Origin of the sequence: Salegentibacter salarius (assembly GCF_900168265.1) — a bacterium.
Classification (GTDB): Bacteria; Bacteroidota; Bacteroidia; order Flavobacteriales; family Flavobacteriaceae; genus Salegentibacter; species Salegentibacter salarius.
Genome location: NZ_FVZF01000005.1, coordinates 41,731 through 62,214 on the forward strand (window position 1 = coordinate 41,731; position 20,484 = coordinate 62,214).

Sequence of the window (20,484 nt, forward strand, 5' to 3'; positions counted from 1 at the left end):
TAAAATCGACTGAAATAGTATTTATATTATTTACTAAAACTTTCAATAACTCCATTTGCAACACGCAAAGCTTCAGCGCCCTGTTCCAGCGTCACTATTGGAGTGGTATTATTATTTATGGCGTCGGCAAAAGTTTCCAATTCGTCTAAAATGGCGTTGTTTGGGGAAACATCAGGATTATCAAAATAGATTTGTTTTTTCACTCCTTCGGCATTTTGCAAGATCATCGCGTAATCATCTTCTTTTTCGGGCGCATCTTTCATTTTTACCACCTCACATTTTTTCTCCAGAAAATCTACCGAAATGTAAGCGTCTCGCTGGAAAAACCTGGATTTACGCATATTTTTCATTGAAATTCGGCTGGCGGTTAAGTTGGCCACGCATCCGTTTTCAAATTCAATTCTTGCGTTGGCAATATCTGGAGTATCGCTAATCACTGAAACTCCGCTGGCATTAATATTTTTCACCTTCGACTTTACTACGCTTAAAACCGCATCAATATCGTGGATCATTAAATCCAGAACCACGGGAACATCTGTGCCACGCGGATTAAACTCTGCAAGACGATGCGCCTCAATAAACATAGGATTTTCAATTCGGGAAGCTACAGCTCTAAAGGCAGGATTAAAACGTTCTACGTGACCAACCTGACCTTTAACTTTATATTCCCTTGCTAGAGCGATAAGTTCTTCGGCTTCAGCAAATGTGTTGGTAATGGGTTTTTCTATAAAAAGATGCTTACCTGCCGTTATTGTTTTTTTCGCTACTTCAAAATGGGAAAGGGTAGGAGTTACTACATCTACCACATCTACCGCCTCGATGAGGTCTTCTATGGTATCGAATTTTTTATAACCGAATTCCGCAGAAATCTTTTCAGCATTTTCTGAATTGGCATCGTAGAAGCCTACAAGCTCATATTTTTCAGACTGGTTGAGTAATTTTAAATGTATCTTCCCTAAGTGTCCTGCACCAAGCACGCCAACTTTCAACATATTTTTTAGCTTTTTTCACAAAAATAGCATTTTGATTGCAAATAGTTTAGGGATTAGACGGGGAATCTCCCGCGATTTCGCTTGGCAACTTTGACTTGTAATGAGTATTTTTGCAATCTAAACGGGAAATTAAGTGATTCAGGACAATTATAGACATAAAGGAAAAAGACAACAATTGGTGAAGACCGTAAAGAAAAAGGGAATCACCGATAAAGTGGTTTTAGACGCGATAGGGAGAATTCCCAGGCATCTCTTTATGGATAGTAGTTTTGAAGATCACGCCTACCAGGATAAAGCTTTTCCTATTGCTGCAGATCAAACTATTTCCCAGCCTTATACCGTAGCTTTTCAAACCGAAAAACTGGAAATCGAAAAAGGCGATAAAGTTTTGGAAATTGGCACCGGAAGTGGTTATCAAACCGCAGTTTTATGTGAACTTGGTGCGAAAGTTTACAGTATAGAACGCCAGCGAGAGCTTTATAGAAAAACAAAAATGTTTCTGAATAAAATAGGCTATCGTCCTAAGCATCTTAGTTTTGGAGATGGCTACAAAGGAATGCCAGATTATGCGCCTTTTGATAAAATAATTGTAACTGCCGGCGCTCCTTTTGTTCCTAAAGATCTTTTAGGACAGTTAAAAGTTGGAGGCAGGATGGTAATTCCTGTGGGAGACGATGTGCAAACAATGACTCTTTTTATAAGAAAATCTCCTACAGAATTCGATAAAACCGAATTTGGGCAGTTCAGGTTCGTGCCTTTACTTGGCGATAAGAATTAAATAGAAGTAGAGGTTGCTTAAAATGCCTTTTCCGTCAAGCTGAACTTGTTTCGGCTTCTAACATGATTTAATTTCTAAGCTTATTAGATCTCCGAATAAATTTCGGAGCAGGCTCTGAAACAAGTTCAGGATGACATAATAAAAAAGCCGGTTTAAAACTATTTAAACCGGCTTTCTCTTTTTAAGCTACAATTAGCTTACTTCTTCTTTTGTTGATTTTTTTGCTGTTCTGCCTGCTCCATCATTTCCTGCATTTTCCTGGTGAATTTATTCTGTTTCTTAGGCTTTTTCTTGTTCTCCTGGATCTTTGCATGAATTTTATCTTCATCAATAATCACATATTTAATCACTAACATAATACCAATGGTAATTAGGTTAGAGGTAAAGTAGTATAATGAAAGTCCACTCGCATAGTTGTTGAAGAAAAACAACATCATAATTGGAGACAGGTACATAATAAATTTCATATTAGGCATTCCCGGCTGCTGAGCTTGCTGCATACTTTGCCCCGTGGTCATCATCATATAAATAAAGATGGCGATAGATGCTAAGATTGGAAATAAACTCACGTGATCTCCATAAAATGGAATGTTGAAAGGTAACTCGGCTATAGTATCATAACTTGATAGATCGTCTGCCCATAAAAATCCTTTCTGCCTTAGTTGGAAAGCACTTGGGAAGAACTGGAATAAAGCGTAGAAAACTGGAATTTGCATTAAAGCGGGTAAACAACCACTCATTGGGCTGGCTCCTGCTTTACTATACAGCTTCATAGTTTCCTGCTGCTTTTTCATCGCATTATCCTTATACTTCTCGTTAAGCTCGTTAATTTCAGGTCTTAAAACCTTCATTTTAGCTTGTGAGAGATAAGATTTGTAAGTAACCGGAGAAAGAACAATTCTCACTACAATGGTCATAACAATAATCGCGATACCGTAACTTGGTAGAACTCCGCTCAGAAATGCAAAAAATGGAATAAATACATATTTGTTGATCCATCCAAAAATTCCCCAGCCTAATGGTACAACTTCATCAAGGTTACGGTCATAATCGTTTAATATCTTATAATCTGTAGGCCCGTAATACCAATCCATATTATAATTAAGCTCGCCGCCCTGTAATTCCAAAGGTAATTGTGCGGCAAATTTTTTGGTATAAACCGTATCTACCTCTTCATCTTCTACAAGATTTTCTGAAGTAAATTTTCCTCTCTCAAAAGGATTATCGGTTAATAATATAGAGGTGAAGAAATGCTGCTTGAAGGCTACATAAGTAATATTTTCATCTTCCTGTTCCTCAAAATCACCGCTGCCTAAATAATCGTCATCACCTTCATCATATTCATAGATAAGCTCGGTATAACGATTTTCGTAGGAAATACTTTTTGCGTGGCGATAACCTTTTAATTCCCAGTTTAAATTAATATCTCTTGAACTGTTTATTACATCGTTTAAGCCCTGGGATCTAATGCTAAAATCCAACATATATTCACCCGGTTTCAGTACGTAACGATATTCAAGGAATTCGTTTTCTGAAACTTTAAGTTTCATAGAGATAATCTGGTTATCCCCGCTTTGAGTTATTTCAGGTTCAAAATAAAGATTTTCGGTATCTAAGGTTCTACCGTCTGTAGTGGTGAAATTAATATTGAAGGAAGCATTTCCATCTTTAATTAAGTAAACCGGAATAGAATCAAAAGTCTTATAATTGGTTAACCTTGCTTCGGAAATATATCCACCTTTATTGTCTATTTTAAGTTCTAAAACATCGTTAGAAATCGTGGTAGTATTTTCTGTAGCCGACGGAAGACTTGCCGAATACCCAAAAGCGCCTAAACGCTCACGTGCCTGGGCAAGGGCAGTAGAATCTGCACCCTGGCTTTGTACATCCTGTTCTTGTTGTGGTGGTTGGTTGGAATCTGTATTTCCTGGAACTTCAACCTGCTCGGTTTCTTGCTGTGGGTCTACAGCTTCTTCTGAAGCGCTATTGGTGTATAACATCCAAATTAAGATTCCCCCAATAAGTATAAATCCAATTAAGGACTGAACATCAAATTTCTTTTCTTCCATGCTTTTTTAAACTATAACTTGCTTTTGGTCAATAAGTCGGCCATTATTGATTTTATGCCAGACTGGCATTTTCTTTATTTTTTGAAAAATCGTATGCTGCCTTAATAAAGGCTATAAATACCGGATGCGGAGTAGCAACTGTACTTTTATATTCAGGATGGTATTGTACCCCTACAAACCAGGGATGATCTTTTAATTCTATAACTTCTACCAGGCCTGTTTCAGGATTAATTCCTGTGCTTAACATTCCAGATTTTTCCAGCTCGTCTTTGTATTTGTTGTTATATTCATAACGATGACGATGCCTTTCTTTGATCTCGGTTTTGCCGTAAGCTTTTTGAATTTTAGAACCTTCGGTAAGTTTGCAATCCCAGGCTCCAAGTCGCATTGTTCCGCCTTTGTGAGTTACCTCTTTTTGCTCTTCCATTAGATCTATAACCGGGTGTTTGGTTTTAGTATCCATTTCGGTAGAATTGGCAGTTTTTAACTTTAATACGTTTCTTGCAAATTCAATTACTGCCATTTGCATTCCTAAACAAATACCTAAAAATGGTAAATTATGTTCTCTTGCATATTTTACGGCATCAATTTTTCCTTCCACACCGCGTTCGCCAAATCCGGGTGCAACCAAAACTCCGTCTAAATTCGCGAATTTATGGTCTATGGTATTTTCATTTATAAATTCAGAATGAATACTTTCTACATTCACCTTAACTTCATTTTCGGCACCTGCATGTATAAAAGCTTCCAGAATAGATTTATAAGAATCCTGTAATTCTACATATTTACCAATTAAACCAATAGTGATTTCGGCTTTAGGATTTTTATGTCTATCCAAAAACTGGTTCCACCTGTCTAAATTTGGAGTAGTATCATCGGGTAAATGTAATTTCTTCAACGTTACAGTATCCAGGCCTTCTTTCAGCATTAAATTGGGTACATCATAAATAGTAGCCGCATCAATACTTTGAATTACCGCTTCCTGTCTCACGTTACAGAAAATAGCCAGTTTACGACGAATATCGTCTGAAAGTTCGTGCTCGGTTCTACAAACCAGGATGTCGGCTTTTAGTCCGCTTTCCATCAAAGTTTTTACACTGTGCTGGGTTGGTTTGGTTTTAAGCTCGCCTGCAGCGGCAAGATAAGGCACAAGGGTTAGATGAATAATCAAAGCATTTTCATCGCCTAATTCCCATTTTAATTGACGTACCGCTTCAATATATGGCAGGGATTCAATATCACCTACTGTTCCACCAATCTCAGTAATTACGATATCATATTCGCCATTCTGACCCAAAATCTGGATTCGGTCTTTTATCTCGTTGGTAATATGAGGAACCACCTGAACGGTTTTTCCTAAAAATTCTCCTCGGCGTTCTTTTTCAATAACACTTTGGTAGATGCGGCCGGTAGTTACGTTGTTCGCCTGGGAAGTATTTACATTTAAAAAACGTTCGTAATGCCCAAGGTCAAGATCGGTTTCGGCGCCATCTTCGGTAACATAGCATTCGCCGTGTTCGTAGGGGTTAAGGGTGCCGGGATCTACGTTAATATAAGGGTCGAGTTTCTGAATAGTGGTTCTAAATCCACGCGCTTGTAATAATTTTGCCAGTGAAGCTGCTATAATCCCTTTCCCGAGAGAAGAAGAAACGCCGCCGGTGACAAAAATATACTTGGTTTCGGCCATCTTTGAAGTGTTTGTTGCGTTGTTTTATTCAGGGCGCTAAATTACAAAGAAGAATAGAAAAGGCGTTAATTTTAAACCTAATATTTTAAAAGTTAAAACCAGGTTTTTAACTGCGAAAAATTCAGGGTTTTGGAAACTTTCTTCTTATATCCCTAAGTAATTGCTCCATCCCGTTAAGTTTAAGTTCAAAGACCTCGCTCATTTGCTGGCCAAGCTTTCCTTCAGGAAAACCTTTTTGCCGATACCAGACCAAATAATATTCGGGAATGTCGCTTAAATAATAGCCTTTGTATTTTCCAAAATGCATTTTAGCATGGGCTAGTTCTAAAAGTGCTTTGTGGTTGGGTTGTATACTCATTTACTCGAGAATCGAGATTTAATTATTGCTGTTGCAAAAGAGGTTGAAGTTCCTTGAATTTGTCTTTATTTAAAGGTTTTTCTACATATTTTATCACCGAATCATATTCTTTAGCTCGGTTTTGGTCTATAGCGCTGGTGCTTGAAGTAAGGATAATTATTTTATGTTTTTGTGATTTAGATTTTAGATTATCCAGAAACTCCCAACCATTCATTTCGGGCATATTTAAGTCTAAAAAAATGAAGGTGTTTTGTTTATCTTCCAAATAGACCAAAGCCTCTTCGGGATTGGTGAAATCTAAAACATCTTCATTATAACCTTCTATTTCAAGGAGTTTTCGCGTGATAAAATTGGCTATGGGCTGGTCGTCTACCAGGATAATGGTGCTCATAACTCTTTTGCTTTTAATTGGTTCAATTCGGTGGTGGCCATTTTAATTACTTCTTGCAAAACCTGGTCCATTTCTTCAGAAGATTGTTTGAGTTTTGGCAGAAGTTCTTCCCTGCAGGTTGCATCATCAAAAACGTCATAAAGCTGAACTATACCTTGAATTCTGGATAATGGTTCTCTTACATTATGTGCGTTTAAAGCCGAAATACGCAATAATTTCTCGTTTTTTTCTACCACTTCTTTCGTGCGATCGGCGATAGTTTGCTTTTGATTCTCTACGATTTGATTGATCTTTTTATTCTGATTTTTAATAATATCTAAAGCCTGCAGAAGGGATTTGTTTTTACTGTCTAATTCTTCTTTAAGATAAATTTCCTGGAATTTCGCCTGGAAACTGTCGCTAATTAATTTCAACATTTCAATATCTCCAACATCAAAAGCTTTACTTTCATCGGTTACCAGGGAAACGGTAAAATCTATATCCATTTTTTTAAAGGTCCAGCACCAGAGAAAAGGCGACTCTAAATTTGTTTCAGAAATTTTTTCGCTTAATTGGGTGGGAATCTTTTCAGTTCTAATAGGAATATTGTCTTCCAGGATCTGTACTTCGTATGGGAGCAGATTTTCTTTCTGAATAAGTTCAAATTGACCTTTTGAATTACATTGGCAGTAAACCAGGTAAGAACCCGCCTGGTTAACGCTGATCCTGAATAAATGGAAATTCAGCAGATATTTTAAGAAACGCTCGGAAACCTTAGAAACTTCTTTCAAACTGTTACAACGATTTAAGTTGTTGCTGAATTTAGAAAAAGTTTCGTAGGTTATTCTGTAAACCCGCGAGTTCCTATCCTGTAGGGATTCCATAAAAGTTATTCTGGGGTTTCCAGTAATTCGTTGTCTATTTTGATTCCGGAAACATCGGCTATGGTATTCAGCATATTTACTAAATCGGCCTGTGCCATCAATTCCTGAACTTCTGGAGAGGCTTCTTCATAAGAAACCATTGGATATCGTGAGGTTAAATTCATTTTAGTAAAAATTTGTAATAAGATTTAGGGTTTTGAAATATTTTACAAAATAAGTTAAAATTATAAAGCGGCCTAAAAAAAATCTTTTCTGTTTGTGATTATTTAACAGAACTCTCAAAATTTAAAAAACTATGCAACAAATTAGAAAATCATATTTTTGCTCGAGAATCAAGATTTAAAAGATTGGGCCCGAAGATTCGGGATACCCCGAAAATCGAAAGAAAATACAATTAACACCTCGCAGGCCTGCCTCGAGATAGTTTCGTTTAGATTTTATATAATGAAATATCAATATCAAATTAGAGTAAGTCCAGAAGAAGCTGCAAGTGAGCAACAAATAAAAAGGGCTGTTTCTCGTCACGGCAGTATTCCTCAGAAAGAAATAACCGCTATAAATATTTTAAAGCGATCTATAGATGCCAGGCAAAGGGCGATAAAGATCAATTTAAAGGTAGAGGTTTATGTGAATGAAGAATTTAAGGAAGAGAAGATTAGGCTGCCTGAATATCAAAATGTAAGTAATAACGAAGAAATTATTATAGTTGGAGCAGGGCCTGCCGGATTATTTGCCGCATTGCGCTGTATGGAGCTGGGATTTAAACCCATAATTATTGAACGGGGTAAAGATGTGAGATCACGTCGTCGTGATCTCAAGGCTTTAAATATTGAGCATATTGTAGACGAAGACTCTAATTACTGTTTTGGCGAAGGTGGTGCAGGTACTTACAGTGATGGTAAACTTTATACCCGCTCCAAAAAACGCGGTGATGTAGACCGAATTTTAAAATTACTTGTGGGTTTTGGCGCTACCCCAGAGATTATGGTAGAGGCACACCCGCATATTGGAACCAATAAACTTCCGGCAATTATTGCAGATATTCGTGAACTTATTATAGCTTGTGGCGGAGAAGTTCTTTTTGAAACCCGGCTAACCGATATTCTTATTAAAGATAATGAAGTAGCAGGAATAAAAACTCTAAGCGGTGAAAGTATTAAAGCGAAAAAGATCATCCTGGCTACGGGACATTCGGCGCGGGATATTTTTGAACTTTTACACCGAAAAAATATAAAAATTGAAGCCAAAGCTTTTGCCCTTGGGGTAAGGGTAGAACATCCGCAGGAACTTATAGATCAAATTCAGTATAAATGTGATTCCAGGGGAGAATTTCTTCCGCCTTCACCTTATAGTATCGTAAAACAGGTAAAGGGTAGGGGAATGTATTCGTTTTGTATGTGCCCAGGCGGAATTATCGCTCCCTGTGCAACTTCCCCGGGAGAGGTGGTTACCAATGGCTGGTCTCCCAGTAAACGCGATCAACCAACAGCAAATTCTGGAATTGTAGTAGAATTAAGACTTTCAGACTTTATAAATGTTGAAAAGGATCCCTTGGCGGCAATGGAATTTCAAAAACAAATTGAGCAAAAAGCCTGGTTTGAAGGAGGAAGTACCCAAAAAGTTCCGGCGCAACGCTTAGTAGATTTTACCCAGGGAAAAATATCTGGAAATTTGCCGGTAACTTCCTATAAACCCGGGGTAACTTCTGCTGATTTAGGAAATGTATTTCCAGAATTTATTCATAAAACTTTACAGGAAGGCTTTAAAGAATTCAATAAAAGTATGCGTGGTTTTTTAACCAACAATGCCGTGGTTCACGCCCCGGAGTCCAGAACTTCTTCTCCGGTGAGAATTCCGCGAGATCCTTATAGTTTTGAGCATATACAAATAAAAGGACTATATCCTTGCGGGGAAGGTGCCGGTTATGCCGGCGGTATAATTTCCGCAGCGATAGATGGAGAAAGGTGTGCCGAAAAATGTGTGGAAAGTTTAATAAATTCTTAGTGAGCTGAAAGGTTAAATTCTTGATAATTGTCAAGACATTAATAGTGTTGATTTCTGTTTTTTTTATCTTCATTTTTTGAAAACAACTACCGATAAAAACCAGAATTATGCCCATAGTAGGTTCCTTAATTAAAAGTCTTATAGATCTTCGCGATACCATAGTTTCCGAACCGGAAGCTGAAGAAGCCCAACAAGAAGTACTTACCAAATTACTTAGAAAAGCAAAGGATACACAGTTTGGAAAGCATTACGATTTTGAGTCGATTTTAAAAGCCGACGATATTCAAAAAACCTTTGCAGAAAAGGTGCCTTACTTTGACTATAATAAATTAAATGCAGAATGGTGGCATAAACTTCACGATGGTGAGAAAGATGTGACCTGGCCTGGAAGACCGCCTTATTTCGCGGTGAGCTCTGGAACCACGGGGAAATCAAGTAAACGTATTCCTGTGACCGATGAAATGCTGGAATCTATTAGGAAAGCAGGGATCAAGCAGGTAAGCGCATTGAGTAATTTTGATCTTCCTCCAAATTTCTTCGAAAAGGAAATTATGATGCTTGGCAGTTCTACAGATCTGGAAAAAGAAGGAGACCATAAGGAAGGTGAAATCAGCGGAATTAGCGCCAGTAATATTCCTTTTTGGTTTCGAGGTTATTACAAACCCGGTGAAGAAATTTCTAAGATTGAAGAATGGGATGAGCGGGTACAGCGAATAGCCGAAAATGCTAAAAACTGGGATATTGGTGCACTAAGCGGGATTCCCTCCTGGTTAGAATTAATGATGAAAAAGGTTATTGAATATAATAACCTGAATAATATTCATGATATATGGCCAAACCTGCAGGTGTATGCTTCAGGTGGCGTTGCCTTTGAGCCTTATGAAAAGAGTTTTAATGCTTTATTGGCGCGACCTATTACAGTTATTGATACTTACCTTGCTTCAGAAGGATTTTTGGCGGTACAGGCAAGACCTGATACCAACGCCATGAAGCTTATTCTGGATAATGGAATTTACTTCGAATTTGTTCCGTTTAAAGCCGAATATATTAACCAGGATGGTTCTATAGTAGATGATGCGCCGGTAATTTCTTTAGATGAAGTTGAAGAAGAAAAGGATTACGTATTGCTTATTAGTACTGTTTCCGGTGCGTGGAGATATCTAATTGGAGATACCATTAAATTCACCGATGTAAAGCGGAAGGAAATTCGCATTACCGGAAGAACAAAATTCTTTTTAAATGTGGTTGGTTCTCAACTTTCAGTAAATAAAATGAATGATGCCGTGCAGGAGCTTGAGAAAAAATTTGATATTAAAATTCCTGAATTTACCCTTGCTGCGGTAAGAATTGATGGCGAGTTTCATCACCACTGGTATTTAGGAACCGAAGGCGAGACCCCGGAAGAAGAACTTAAAGAGGCTTTAGATGAATCGCTTAAAAATGCTAATAAGAATTATAAAGTTGCCCGTTCTAAAGCTTTAAAGGGCGTTAAAGTGACCAAAGTTCATCCAGATATTTTCCCGGAATGGAGTGCTGCCAATAAGAAAAAAGGTGGGCAGGTAAAAATGGAAAAAGTTATGGACGAAGAGAAATTTGCGAAATGGGAAAAATTCGTAAAGGAAAAAAACGCTTAATCCTCGTCTTCATCTATTTCGTCAATTAAAGCCATAATTTCTTCTTGTGAAAGATATAATTTCTTGATTCGCGCCTTGTAGGAATCTGCAAGGTGCGTGTGGTTTAAGATAAAATCTTTAGTAGCAATAATATATTTACCAAGGCCGTGGTTTACCGCATAGGTATCTGCGGCTCTTTCAGCTTCCTGTATATATTTCTTTGAGGTTAAATATTTAATGCCGAACCAAACCATATTTGCCGCGTTGCGTTCGCGATAATCCATAATATGCCCCAGCTCGTGACCAATCCAACCAATTAAGACTTCTGAAGGAACATTTTTTACATCAAAAACTTCATCTTCAATCTTTATGTGTTCACTAATCATTACAAAGTAAGAACGATTTTTCTTATTTTTTAGTAAACCCGAAAGTTTTGGCTGGGCCTGCATAAAAGATTTCTGGATCTTCTTTTTAAATTTAAATTCAATAGGAGTATCCCTTAATTCGGGGTAATGGGAAAGTGCGACGTAAGTCTCGCGCCATATTTCATCGGGTACTACTTTGTTTTCAAATTTTAAAGTGTCTTTTTGTTTCATGGTTTTTTGTGCGTGCAGAGCACTCCAATTTAATTGAGAAATTAAAATTGAAGCTATTAATATAAAGTAAGTTTTAGGCCCAGATTTCAAATTGATATTTCTTTTAGAATCTATCTAAAAATATAGCCCACTTGCGCTGTTGTACCAAAAATCAAGTTATAAAATAAACATAAAAAAAGGTCGCCTAAGAAGGTGACCTTTTTTATTAGATTTCTAAAAATTATTTAGAAATTATCCTTGCATTAGCTGTTGTAAACGCTGTTGTAATTCGGTATCGGTTTGAAGAGCCATTGCGATTTTCTCGTAACGTGCAACCTCAAGACCTTGTTCTGAAATAGCGTTTTCCATTTCTTTTTGAAATTCGCCTTGCATACTTTCTATTTCTGCAACTACTTCTTTGTGCTTTTTCTTCTCTTCCTCAGTTGCGTCACTTTCAGTATTTGGGTCTAAAGCCGCCTGGTGAATTTCATTAAAACGTTGAATATCAAATCCGCTATCTTCAACTTTCTTCGCCATTGCTTTTTGTGCTTCTTGGTTTACCATTCTAATTCTTTGGTAAGCATCAGCAAATTTAGAAAGCTCCTCGTCGCTAACATCTACTTCTACAGCTTGTTGCTGTTGTTGCGGTAATTGCTGGGTTTGAGCAAATACACTTGCTGTACCTAAAAGGGCGAAAGCGAATAATAAACCTGCAATCTTCTTTGATTTAATCATAATCTTTGTTTAAATTTTTAAATGGCTTGCAATCTATAAATACGCTATTGCTATTCAAAAAATATTGCTCATTAATTTGTGTTTTTTAGAGAAGCTTAACTCAATTAAGGCTGTTGTTAACATGTTTTCCCTAATTGCTCAGTTTTTTATTTTAAGATTTATGATGAGTAAAACAAATGAGTGTTTGTTTTACGTAAATATTTTATGTCATAAACTTTGTAATTATCTTAAATTCAGCCTCTTATTTGGTTTTTGAAATTTTAAAAGCCCCGTGCGGAGATCACTTCAAGGTTAATAGGTTCGCCAATACTTTTCTCTATTTCTTTTTTGATTTCCCTAATTTCATCACCTTCCAGGTTATCGGGGCCCACCAGCGTTAGGGAAACTCTTAGCGGTTCTTCAAATCTCACGCTCACATTTCTAATTACCAGTTCATTTATTGTAGATCCTTCTAATTCACGGGTGATATTAGCTTCTTTTTTAATTCGGTTAAAGGAAAGCGAAAGTGGCACCATAACCATTCCAATTAAAATTAGGGTATAAATTAATCCGATCCTGGCTCTTCTAAATGGCGCAAAGCCAAGGAAAAGAAAGGTGATGCCGGCAAACATAATAATTCCGGCAAGGTTGGTTAAATACAGTAAAAACGCTCCTGAAAATACTGCCCAGTCCCACCAGCCAATTCCAATTCCCGCTACTGCCAGTGGAGGTACTAATGCCACCGCAATTGCAACACCAGCCAGGCTTTTAGCAATGCCTTCTTTGGCGTGAGCATAAGCTGCAGCAATACCTGAAGCTACGGCAATTCCCATATCTAAAAGGGTAGGAGATAGCCGGGCATCTACTTCAGAAGTAATTATCTTAATTGGAATAATTAGGCTAACTCCTGCCGAAAATAACAAACAAACTCCTGTACCAATAAGAATAGTTATAAGTCCCTGTCTAAGCATATTCGTGTCGTAGCGCACCATTCCCATTGCAAACGATACAATGGGAGAAATAATTGGCGCCAGGATCATGGCTCCAATTATTACCGGAGAGGAATCTCCAAAAAGCCCAAAAGTTGCAATTAGGGTAGAAAGGATCATCATGACTACATACACAGAACTGGTTTTGGAGTTTTCTCTTAGTACTTTAAACAAATCCTGAAATTCCTCGGTAGTAGCCCTTGGGTATATGGGAAGTGTTCTTTTGGTTAATTCTTCTCGTTTTTCACCGGTTGGTAACGTATTGGTTTTAATACTTTTTTTGAGATTGGCTTCATCTTTCTCGGTACCATATTTACTGGATTGCGCGAGACATAATGATTCCGGTTCTACCCGGAGGTCTATTTCTTCAGCTTGCTCCTTTTCACCATCTATTGTGAATTCAATAGAAGAATTGTTTTTTATTTTAAGTTTGGTAATTCTTATTCTTCCTATAAAAGACGGGGTTTTATTTAATTGTTTTCCGCCGGGGAGTAAACTGCGTAATAAAAACCAGATTAACTGTAATAAATTGGTTGGTGAAATAACCAGTACGTTAAACATACCATCGTTTAATGAACTGTCTGAAACCAGTCTCCTGGAAACTACGGAGCTAAGTGCGTGTTCCACCACAATTATTCCCAGGGCAGAAGTACGAATTATTTTTTCATCTTCTGAAGTTAATTCATAAGAATTATGGGAAAGAGAAGACAAGTGCCTAATATTCTTAAAAAAGGAAAGAACTTCCCGAAATACGTTGTTATTCTGATGATCTTCAGTAAAAATAAAAACGTTCCCAATATTCACCGATTGGAATACGGGAATATCATTGCAGAAAAGCATATCTAGTTTATGAACCTCTTCATCATTGAGGATTTCCTCAATAACTTTTTCCGGATCGTCTGAAATCCCTAAACCTTTAGTGGTAAAAGTATTTTCAGGATGAGGTAAAATACCAATATTAATATTTTCCTGGGCTGCCCTGGGTAAAAACTCTCTTAAATTTTCATCGCTTAAATAGGTGACTATAATATCATTATCTCCTCGCTTAAAGTCTGTTTCAGGATAGCTTAAGATCTTTTTTTCGGTGTTTTCTAGTAATGGAAAAATATCTTCTTCCATTTTTTGTTTATCCTCAGGATGATGTAAAATATACAGCATAGTCAGTTATTGCGATTGCAAGGCCAAGATAAGGCTTTTTGAAATCGGTACTAAATCTTTAACCGGAGTTTTGGATTTTACTCGATAATCGAGATTAAATGATTCGAGTCTTGCCTCGAAATCAAATTGTATTTTCCAATCATAAGGCTTCGTGAGCTTGCTTCGAAGTAGTGTACCTACAATATTAGAGCAACGCTATTCTTCTTCTTTTAAGTATTTATCCAAAAATTCCCTGATTTGCCTGTAAGCTTTAATTTCATTTTCTTTTTTAATAAATCCGTGACCCTCATCTTCAAAAACAATATATTCAACCGGTACATCATTTTCTTTTAAAGCTGCTACAATTTCATCAGATTCTACCTGGAGTACCCTGGGATCGTTAGCACCTTGTAAAACCATTACAGGATTTTTAACCTGGTCAGCGTGAAAAAGCGGTGATTTATTATAAAGTGCTATGGAATCTTTTACCGGATCACCCATTTCCTCATAAAGCGCCTCACGGAAAGCTTCCCAGTAAGGGGGAATAGATTTTAAGGTGCGCAGCCAGTTGGTAACACCAAAAATGTTTACTCCCGCCTCAAACTCATCTGGAGTAAAGGTCATCGCGGCCATCGTCATGTAACCACCGTAACTTCCGCCTATAATTCCTATTTTTTCAGCTTCTATATAATCTTGATCCTGAAGCCATTTTTTGCCCCAAATACAATCTTTAAGATCTTCATCCCCATGCTTTTTATCATCCATTTTATAAAAGGTTTTTCCATAACCGCTACTGCCACGGTTATTTACCGCCAGGATTGCATAACCCTGGTTCACCAAATATTGAATTAATGCAGAATAACCTACCCGCGATTGACCTCCCGGGCCACCGTGCACCCAAACCAGTGCCGGTACTTTGTTATTTTCTGAAGCTTGATGAGGTTTGTAATAAATGGCTGGGATCTCCAGGCCATCAAAAGATTCGTAGCGAACTACTTCGGCTGAAACCAGGTCTTCAGCATCGATTTCAGGATTTAGAGTGTTGGTTAATTTTTTTAGTTCTCCAGATGAAAAATCATACACATAAAGATTATTTGGAGCCTTGGCGGTACCAATGGTGAGCCTCATTAATTCTTCACTATCTGAAATATTTACGGCTACAATATCTTCATTTTGCATATCTGGAAGATCTACTTCTTCCCCGGTTTGCGTATTTTTAATTATAAGGCTGTTCTTCCCATCTTCATTAATCCCTATCACGCGGTATTTATCATTTTCACTAAGATAACTGTACATTACATCCCAATTTGTTTCAAACAGGTTGTCGCTTTGTTTGGTTTTCAAATTGTATTCAATCAGGCTTTTAAATTCTCGTCCGGCGTTAGTAATATAATAGAAATGCTCATCATTTTTATCAAAACCCGAAGCCGAATATTCAGCAGCTTCTTCTGAAAGTTCCGTCATCTCCTTGGTTTGCAGGTCATAAAGATAGAGCTTATTTTCACTGGTAGTGATCGATTTTGTTAGGGCTAAAAGTTGCCCATTGTGAGAAATATCCTGTACAGAGAGATTTTCTTCAATTTTATAGATCATTTCGCTTTTCCTGCTCTCCATATCCATTTCATAGAGATCAAAAAATTGCGGGTTTCTCTTGTTGGAAATATAATAGAAGCCAGATTTATCTTTATTCCAACCTGCAAACTGTGCTTTTTCATTTTCACCCGGGGTTAGATCTGTGGAATTTCCGTTTTCTTCCAGCAGATAAATATGATTGATCTCGTTACCGCCTTTATCTGCGGAATAAAGCATATTCTCTGAATTGGGAACATAATCTATAGCGAAGTAAGAATCTTCTTTAGAGTTAGTGATTTGTTGCATCTCTGCGTTTGAAATATCAATTTCAAACAGATTAAATATTCCACTTTTATCTGAACTCACCAGCAATTTATCCTCATCGGGAGAAAAATAACCTCCGGCTATACGAGTGTTTTCATAAAATTGTTCAATGGTATAATCTTGTGGTTGGGTTGTTTCCTGTGCGAGTAATGGCAGGCTGACAAAAGCCAGGAGATAAATGAATAGCTTCATAATTATAAGTTTTGGTTAGTGAGATAGTTTGATTATCAATAAACTATGCTGAATAAATTTACGTAATTTTCATTAAAATACATCAAAGAGTAATTTTTTTGTAAAAAATGAGGTTTATTGCTATTTTGAAGAAAATTTTAAGGATGAAGAATAGAAGCTCAGCAGCAAATACTTTTAAACTTAGAAAAGATCACGATACAATTAGAGTAAAAGATCTAAAAACTTCCGTAAATTTTTACAAAGATATCCTTGGGTTAGAACAAATAGATAATGGCGGTTTGGGAGACCATATTAAATGGTTTCAGCTAGGTAATAAAGTACAGCTGCATTTGGTGGAAAGCGATGCGCTAATAGAAAAGCATAAAGGTTTTCATTCCGCCTTTAATACCGAAAATCTAACAGAATTTATGGAATTGCTAAAGACTAATAATATTCCTTTTGAAAACGGGAAAGGTGAAAAAGATACGTTCACCAACCGGCCCGACGGGATCAGGCAAATTTATTTTAAGGATCCCGATGGCTACTGGATTGAAGTTAATGATAATAAAGTTTAGCTCTTTAAAGTATATTCTGCTTTAAGCAAGCCTAGCTCGTCTATAGTTTTTAAAACTCCGTTTTCGTTATTGCTGAAAGTAGTTACATATTTACTCGCGTTAATAATTTCAGGATGCGCATTTTTCATCGCATAACTGTATTTCGCGTTCTGCATCATTTCCAGGTCATTGAGGTAATCGCCAAAAACCAGGGTTTCTTCAGGAGTAATATTTAACTCTTTTTGAATTCCGCTTATAGCATTTCCTTTATTGGCGGTTATGGAAGTAATATCTATAAAAACATTAGCTGCGATGGCCACCTTATAGTCGTTTGTATATTCTTTAAAATGAGGAAAAGTGTGTTCTTCAACACCATTAAAGTTGCAAAAAGTGACTTTTAAAACGGTGTCGTCTACTTCAGTAAGATCTTCAACCTTTTCAATTCTTTTGTAGAATTTGTTGATCTCGTTAAAGAAGCTATCGTCTTTACTTTCTATGTAAGCCGAGTTTTTTCCGCATAAAACCAAATGAGTTTCTGGAAGTTCCCTTCCTTTTCGAATAAAATCCATTGCGGCTGACTTGTCTAACGAATTTACATAAAGATCTTTTCCTTTATGAACCACATGGGTGCCATTTTCAGCAAAAAAGAGCATTCGGTCTTTTATTCTATCAAACTTGCTTTCAAGGTTGTGAAACTGACGGCCACTGGCTACCGAGAACATAATTCCCTTTTCATTAAGCGATTCTTCTATTTCCCAAAAATCGGGGTGGATCTCGTGTTGATCATTCAACAAAGTTCCGTCCATATCGGTAACAATCAATTTTATCATAGCGCAAATTTAAGCGGCAAATATAAAAGATTAGTAACCGGAAGCAGGTAAGAAAAGATCAAATGTGCTTTTAGCAGTATAAATTTTTGTGATCTATTTCTTTGATACCCAAAAAGCTGCACTTTCACGAGCTATTTTTATTTAAAATAATTATAAATAAGCTTTTGAAAATTCAATTTGCTTTATACATTTGCCCGGTATTTAAAATCAATCTAAATAAAAACAAACACTAATGAAGCTTTCAAAGAACCTCATTATACTATTTCTTTTTGCTATTCAGTTTAGTTTTGCTCAAAGCACCGGGGCAATAAAAGGTAGTGTAGTAAATAGCGAGGCAAATACGTTGTCTAATGTAAATATAGAAGTTAAAGGTCTTCAAATTGGAGATGAAACCAATAACCGGGGAGAATTTAGTTTAAAGAATATTCCAGAGGGAAATTATACCATCCAGGTTTCTTATGTAGGTTATGAAACCCAAAACCTAAAGGTTAATGTACAGCCGGGTACCACCACAAAAATTCCATCTATTATTTTAATAGGGAAGCAAGAGCAACTGGGTACAGTTGTATTGAGGGGAAATGGAAATGGAAATAAGTTTACCCGAAATACCAGCGTGAGTGTAGCAAAGATGCCACTTAAAAAGATAGAGAACCCGCAGGTTTATAATAATATTACCGCTGAGCTTTTACAGGAACAGGTGATCACCAATTTTGACGATGCGATTAAAAATGCCTCGGGTCTTACCAAACTTTGGGAGTCTACCGGGCGTGGCAATGATGGTGCGGGATATTTTTCACTGAGAGGTTTTCCTGTGCAACCAACTTTGGTAAACGGTTTGCCGGCACTAACTAACGGGAGCCCAGATCCTGCAAATATGGAAAATATTGAAGTGATTAAAGGCCCCTCGGGAACTTTATACGGCAGTAGCCTGGTTTCATATGGCGGACTAATAAATATTACTACCAAAAAGCCTTATAATTATTTTGGCGGAAATATTTCTTATACCCTAGGAAGCTTCGGACTTAATCGTGTAACTGCTGATGTGAACACTCCGCTTGATGAAACCGGCGATGTTGCTTTAAGGGTAAATACTGCATATCATACCGAAAATAGCTTCCAGGATGCAGGATTTAATAAGTCTCTGTTTGTAGCGCCTTCGTTAAGTTATAAGGTAAATGATAAACTTTCGTTCTTTATAAACACTGAATTTTATGATTCTGAAAGTACCAATCCTTTAATGCTATTTGTAGATAGAGGAGCGCCACTTACAGCTACTAATCTTGAAGAATTGGGCTATAATAATGAGAATTCTTACACTAGTAACGATCTTACGGTAGAAAATCCAACCTTTAGTTTGCAGGCACAAATGAATTATGAGCTTTCAGACCGATGGACCTCACAAACAGCGGTTTCAACTGGTTCGGCTAAAGCTTTGGGGAATTATTCATATTTATACGAAACCACGCGCTTTAAGCAGGATAGGGAAGAAGTGCCCGGAGAAGTAACTAATCTTGATGAAGGGCTTATTTTTACTCGCTATATAAGCAATCAAAATTCTACAACTTTAAGCACTGATATTCAACAGAATTTCATGGGAGATTTTGAAATTGCAGGAATGCGTAACCGTACCGTAGTTGGCCTGGATTACTTTAATAGAAGAGTGATAGACAATAATACCGGTTATATTAAAAATGGGGATGTTTATATTGGAAATGCAAGTTTACAAAATGTGAACGAAAGTGTTTTCGGAATTTACGAGCCTGCAAATTATATTACAGATAATGATAGCGGAATTCTTAGTAAAGAAGCCACTGCAGGTTTGTTAGAAAATGTAAACCGAAATAACAATATTGCTGAAGAAGATATTTATAGCGCATATATTTCTAACGTTCTTAACTTTACTCCACAGCTTGCTTTAATGACCAGCCTAAGATTAGACCAGTTTGAAACTGAAACCAATAGCCAGACTGCGCTATCTCCAAAATTTGGAGTGGTTTATCAGCCAATTCTAGATAAAGTAGCGCTTTTCGCAAATTATATGGATGGATTTAGTAATGTTGGGCCAAGACAGGTGGATAACCTTGAAACGGGGGAAAGCCGAACTTTGGTTTTTGACCCGGAAAGAGCAAAGCAATTTGAGGTTGGAACTAAATTTAATTTATTGAATAATCACCTTTCGGCTACCTTAAGTTATTACGATATCCAGGTTTCTAATATAGTAATGCAAGACGCCGAAAATCCTTTTAACCTTGTACAGGATGGCGAACAATATAGCCGCGGGTTTGAAGCCAGTGTAACTGCCAGCCCTATCGAAGGTTTGAATTTAATCGCAGGATTTAGCCATAACGATAGTGAATTAACCGAATCTGATCAGGTAGATTTTCTTGGAAGAAGACCAGAATCTGCAGGGCCTGAAACTTTAGCTAATTTCTGGGTGAGTTATCGTTTTACTCGGGGAAATCTTGAAGGTTTCGGACTTGGTTTTGGTGGAAATTATGCCAGTGAGAATATGATCTTTAATCGCCAAACTGCAGGAGTCTTCACGCTACCATCGTATACTATTTTAAACACCTCTGTGTTTTATAATGTAGATAAATTTGGGATTAATTTGAAGTTAAATAACCTTACTAACGAAGAATACTATACCGGTTGGTCTACAATAAATCCGCAAAGACCAAGAAACTTTGCAGCAAGCTTAACTTATAATTTTTAATTAAATAGAATTTCCTTGGTCACCACTAAAATTGTTTTGAGTTTTGGTGGTGGCTTTTTTCTCGATAATCGAGATTAAATGCTCCAAGGCCTGCCTCGAAATTAAATTATATTTTTCAATTAAGAATGCTTCGTGAGCTTGTTCCCAAGT

The 20,484-nt window shown here is 37.0% G+C and carries 17 protein-coding genes; 5 read left to right on the forward strand and 12 right to left on the reverse strand.

Going from position 1 to position 20,484, the window contains the following annotated elements; all coding sequences use genetic code 11:
- Positions 1 to 26: 26 nt before the first annotated feature.
- On the reverse strand, positions 27 to 992 hold the full coding sequence (locus tag B5440_RS04535) for a Gfo/Idh/MocA family protein (RefSeq protein WP_070055158.1): 966 nt from the start codon (positions 990 to 992) through the stop codon (positions 27 to 29).
- A 136-nt stretch (positions 993 to 1,128) separates the two neighbouring features.
- On the opposite strand from B5440_RS04535, the gene B5440_RS04540 reads away from it, so the two are divergent.
- Positions 1,129 to 1,770 (forward strand): protein-L-isoaspartate(D-aspartate) O-methyltransferase, encoded by a 642-nt coding sequence (locus B5440_RS04540; RefSeq protein WP_070055228.1) that lies wholly within the window; start codon positions 1,129 to 1,131, stop codon positions 1,768 to 1,770.
- 197 nt (positions 1,771 to 1,967) lie between these two features.
- On the opposite strand, the gene yidC is transcribed toward B5440_RS04540, so the two are convergent.
- From yidC to B5440_RS04570, 6 genes are all read right to left on the reverse strand, one after another.
- The gene (yidC, locus tag B5440_RS04545) at positions 1,968 to 3,839 is read right to left on the reverse strand and encodes a membrane protein insertase YidC (RefSeq protein WP_070055159.1); all 1,872 of its coding nucleotides are present in this window, start codon (positions 3,837 to 3,839) and stop codon (positions 1,968 to 1,970) included.
- Between the two features lie 52 nt (positions 3,840 to 3,891).
- Positions 3,892 to 5,526: a CTP synthase gene (locus tag B5440_RS04550; RefSeq protein ID WP_070055160.1), complete on the reverse strand. Its 1,635-nt coding sequence runs from the start codon at positions 5,524 to 5,526 to the stop codon at positions 3,892 to 3,894.
- 121 nt (positions 5,527 to 5,647) lie between these two features.
- On the reverse strand, positions 5,648 to 5,884 hold the full coding sequence (locus B5440_RS04555; RefSeq protein ID WP_070055161.1) for a DUF3820 family protein: 237 nt from the start codon (positions 5,882 to 5,884) through the stop codon (positions 5,648 to 5,650).
- A 22-nt stretch (positions 5,885 to 5,906) separates the two neighbouring features.
- Positions 5,907 to 6,275 carry a response regulator gene (locus B5440_RS04560; RefSeq protein WP_070055162.1) on the reverse strand — a complete coding sequence of 123 codons (369 nt, stop codon included), beginning with the start codon at positions 6,273 to 6,275 and terminating at the stop codon, positions 5,907 to 5,909.
- Positions 6,272 to 7,138, reverse strand: a complete 867-nt coding sequence (locus B5440_RS04565) for a histidine kinase (protein ID WP_070055163.1) — start codon at positions 7,136 to 7,138, stop codon at positions 6,272 to 6,274. Before B5440_RS04565 ends, B5440_RS04560 begins: the two co-directional genes overlap by 4 nt.
- Before the next feature lie 5 nt (positions 7,139 to 7,143).
- The gene (locus B5440_RS04570; protein ID WP_232756044.1) at positions 7,144 to 7,302 is read right to left on the reverse strand and encodes a hypothetical protein; all 159 of its coding nucleotides are present in this window, start codon (positions 7,300 to 7,302) and stop codon (positions 7,144 to 7,146) included.
- 280 nt (positions 7,303 to 7,582) lie between these two features.
- On the opposite strand from B5440_RS04570, the gene B5440_RS04575 reads away from it, so the two are divergent.
- Positions 7,583 to 9,142: an NAD(P)/FAD-dependent oxidoreductase gene (locus tag B5440_RS04575; RefSeq protein ID WP_070055164.1), complete on the forward strand. Its 1,560-nt coding sequence runs from the start codon at positions 7,583 to 7,585 to the stop codon at positions 9,140 to 9,142.
- Positions 9,143 to 9,249: 107 nt separating this feature from the next.
- Positions 9,250 to 10,776 (forward strand): GH3 family acyl-acid amido synthetase, encoded by a 1,527-nt coding sequence (locus B5440_RS04580; protein ID WP_070055165.1) that lies wholly within the window; start codon positions 9,250 to 9,252, stop codon positions 10,774 to 10,776.
- On the opposite strand, the gene B5440_RS04585 is transcribed toward B5440_RS04580, so the two are convergent.
- The 4 genes from B5440_RS04585 to B5440_RS04600 form a co-directional block, all read right to left on the reverse strand.
- Complete coding sequence (locus B5440_RS04585; protein ID WP_070055229.1) at positions 10,773 to 11,351, reverse strand: M48 family metalloprotease; 579 nt, start codon at positions 11,349 to 11,351, stop codon at positions 10,773 to 10,775. The two genes, B5440_RS04580 and B5440_RS04585, sit on opposite strands and share 4 nt — an antisense overlap.
- A 231-nt stretch (positions 11,352 to 11,582) precedes the next feature.
- Positions 11,583 to 12,065 carry a DUF4168 domain-containing protein gene (locus tag B5440_RS04590; RefSeq protein WP_070055166.1) on the reverse strand — a complete coding sequence of 161 codons (483 nt, stop codon included), beginning with the start codon at positions 12,063 to 12,065 and terminating at the stop codon, positions 11,583 to 11,585.
- Between the two features lie 260 nt (positions 12,066 to 12,325).
- Positions 12,326 to 14,191, reverse strand: coding sequence for a TIGR00341 family protein (locus B5440_RS04595; protein WP_070055167.1), 1,866 nt, complete (start codon positions 14,189 to 14,191; stop codon positions 12,326 to 12,328).
- A gap of 195 nt (positions 14,192 to 14,386) precedes the next feature.
- Positions 14,387 to 16,258, reverse strand: a complete 1,872-nt coding sequence (locus tag B5440_RS04600) for a S9 family peptidase (protein ID WP_070055168.1) — start codon at positions 16,256 to 16,258, stop codon at positions 14,387 to 14,389.
- Positions 16,259 to 16,401: 143 nt separating this feature from the next.
- On the opposite strand from B5440_RS04600, the gene B5440_RS04605 reads away from it, so the two are divergent.
- On the forward strand, positions 16,402 to 16,812 hold the full coding sequence (locus B5440_RS04605) for a VOC family protein (RefSeq protein ID WP_232756045.1): 411 nt from the start codon (positions 16,402 to 16,404) through the stop codon (positions 16,810 to 16,812).
- On the opposite strand, the gene B5440_RS04610 is transcribed toward B5440_RS04605, so the two are convergent.
- Entirely contained in the window at positions 16,809 to 17,621 is an 813-nt protein-coding gene (locus B5440_RS04610; protein ID WP_070055170.1) for an HAD family hydrolase, read from the reverse strand. The two genes, B5440_RS04605 and B5440_RS04610, sit on opposite strands and share 4 nt — an antisense overlap.
- 232 nt (positions 17,622 to 17,853) lie before the next feature.
- Here B5440_RS04610 and B5440_RS04615 point away from each other — a divergent pair, with 232 nt between their 5' ends.
- Positions 17,854 to 20,334: a TonB-dependent receptor gene (locus B5440_RS04615; protein WP_070055171.1), complete on the forward strand. Its 2,481-nt coding sequence runs from the start codon at positions 17,854 to 17,856 to the stop codon at positions 20,332 to 20,334.
- Positions 20,335 to 20,484 lie beyond the last annotated feature (150 nt).

Excerpts from the sequence above, each read along its gene's own strand:
- B5440_RS04605 (WP_232756045.1), top strand. The coding sequence starts at position 16,402 with ATGAAGAATAGAAGCTCAGCAGCAAATACTTTTAAACTTAGAAAAGAT.
- B5440_RS04565 (WP_070055163.1), bottom strand. The coding sequence starts at position 7,138 with ATGGAATCCCTACAGGATAGGAACTCGCGGGTTTACAGAATAACCTAC.
- B5440_RS04590 (WP_070055166.1), bottom strand. The coding sequence starts at position 12,065 with ATGATTAAATCAAAGAAGATTGCAGGTTTATTATTCGCTTTCGCCCTT.
- B5440_RS04555 (WP_070055161.1), bottom strand. The coding sequence starts at position 5,884 with ATGAGTATACAACCCAACCACAAAGCACTTTTAGAACTAGCCCATGCT.
- B5440_RS04560 (WP_070055162.1), bottom strand. The coding sequence starts at position 6,275 with ATGAGCACCATTATCCTGGTAGACGACCAGCCCATAGCCAATTTTATC.
- B5440_RS04585 (WP_070055229.1), bottom strand. The coding sequence starts at position 11,351 with ATGAAACAAAAAGACACTTTAAAATTTGAAAACAAAGTAGTACCCGAT.
- B5440_RS04535 (WP_070055158.1), bottom strand. The coding sequence starts at position 992 with ATGTTGAAAGTTGGCGTGCTTGGTGCAGGACACTTAGGGAAGATACAT.
- B5440_RS04610 (WP_070055170.1), bottom strand. The coding sequence starts at position 17,621 with ATGATAAAATTGATTGTTACCGATATGGACGGAACTTTGTTGAATGAT.
- B5440_RS04580 (WP_070055165.1), top strand. The coding sequence starts at position 9,250 with ATGCCCATAGTAGGTTCCTTAATTAAAAGTCTTATAGATCTTCGCGAT.
- B5440_RS04575 (WP_070055164.1), top strand. The coding sequence starts at position 7,583 with ATGAAATATCAATATCAAATTAGAGTAAGTCCAGAAGAAGCTGCAAGT.
- B5440_RS04600 (WP_070055168.1), bottom strand. The coding sequence starts at position 16,258 with ATGAAGCTATTCATTTATCTCCTGGCTTTTGTCAGCCTGCCATTACTC.
- B5440_RS04615 (WP_070055171.1), top strand. The coding sequence starts at position 17,854 with ATGAAGCTTTCAAAGAACCTCATTATACTATTTCTTTTTGCTATTCAG.
- B5440_RS04570 (WP_232756044.1), bottom strand. The coding sequence starts at position 7,302 with ATGAATTTAACCTCACGATATCCAATGGTTTCTTATGAAGAAGCCTCT.
- B5440_RS04595 (WP_070055167.1), bottom strand. The coding sequence starts at position 14,191 with ATGCTGTATATTTTACATCATCCTGAGGATAAACAAAAAATGGAAGAA.
- yidC (WP_070055159.1), bottom strand. The coding sequence starts at position 3,839 with ATGGAAGAAAAGAAATTTGATGTTCAGTCCTTAATTGGATTTATACTT.
- B5440_RS04550 (WP_070055160.1), bottom strand. The coding sequence starts at position 5,526 with ATGGCCGAAACCAAGTATATTTTTGTCACCGGCGGCGTTTCTTCTTCT.